Genomic DNA, 1,387 nt, shown 5'->3' with positions numbered 1-1,387 from the left:
AAGAAAGGCGAAAAATGGAGTTTAAAGAGAGCTATTTTATAACGAGCGACGGAGCGAGGATATTTTACAGATACCGCCTGGCTGCGGACGTGGCGTGCGAAAACCCGGGCGCAAATGAAGTAAATTTGAGCGAGGACGGTAAATTTGACGGATCAAATTTGAGCGCTGAGGCCGCAAACGAAACGTCAAATTTGACTATCGAGCAAGCAGGCGGCGCGGATGAAAGTATGAAGCTAAATTTAAGCGGCGAAGGTAAACCCGGCGAGCAAAATTTACCAAACGGCGGCGAAAACTCGGACTCAAATTTAAACGAAGCCGGCAAATGCGGCGCGTCAAATTTGAGCGAAAACGCCGAGCAAAATCTCAAATTTAAAGCCGCGCCAAACGCCAAAGCCGTAGCGATATTTCACCGCGGACACGAGCACTCGGGCAGGACGACGCACGTAGCGGACGGGCTAGCGGACGAGAGTTTGAGCTATTTTGCGTGGGATCAGCGCGGACACGGCAGGAGCGATGGCGAGAGGGGCGACGCGCCTAGTATGGGCCGTCTCATTGCCGACGTGGACGAGTTTGTGGCGCATATCGAGCAGAGATTTGGCTTTGAGACGCAAAATCTAGCCGTGATAGCCCAGAGCGTGGGCGCGGTGCTGGTCTCGGCGTGGCTGCACGACTACGCTCCGCGCGTTCGCTGCGCGGTGCTGGCTAGTCCCGCGTTTAGCGTGAAGCTTTACGTGCCGTTTGCTAGAGCGGGCTTAAAGGCGCTTTACAATGCGCGCGGAAATTTTTTCGTAAACAGCTACGTCAAGGCGCACTATCTCACGCACGACAAGGAGCGCCAGGCCAGCTACGACGCCGACTCGCTCATCACTCGCGCGATCTCGGTGCGCATACTGCTGGGGCTTTACGAGGCGGCACGGCGCGTGGTTTCGGACGCCGCCGCGATCACGACGCCTACGCTACTGCTGATCTCTGGCGATGACTGGGTCGTGGAGCACGCCCCGCAGCACGAGTTTTACAACGCTCTTGGCGCGCGGGTAAAAAGGCGCGAGATTTTAGAGGGATTTTACCACGATACGCTGGGCGAGAGCGAGCGGGAGAGGGCGTTTGAGATCATTCGCGAGTTCGTCGGCGAGAGGTTTAGCGCGCCTTTTAGCGAGGTGGACTGCACGCATGCGGACGAATACGGCTTTAGCCGCGAGGAGGCCGATAGGCTAGCTACGCCGCTGCCGAGATTTAGCCCGAAAAATTTGCGGTTTAAATTTCAGCGGGTATTTATGCAGGCGGTTTCGCCGTGGGTCGGCGGGCTAAAGATCGGCGAAAATACGGGCTACGATAGCGGCAGTACGCTTGATTACGTCTACCGAAACGAGCCGCAAGGGGCGAATAA

The 1,387-nt window shown here is 56.5% G+C and carries 1 protein-coding gene; it reads left to right on the top strand.

Features of this window, described 5'->3' with window-relative positions; genetic code table 11:
* Positions 1–14 precede the first annotated feature (14 nt).
* Positions 15–1,387, top strand: a 1,373-nt coding sequence (locus Q0338_RS03050; protein WP_298085473.1) for a bifunctional alpha/beta hydrolase/class I SAM-dependent methyltransferase, incomplete at its 3' end; no start/stop codon positions are given.

Source organism: uncultured Campylobacter sp. (assembly GCF_938018145.1).
Classification (GTDB): Bacteria; Campylobacterota; Campylobacteria; order Campylobacterales; family Campylobacteraceae; genus Campylobacter_A.
Note: the sequence above shows the minus strand (reverse complement) of the source record. Positions and strands in the feature narration are given on the sequence as shown.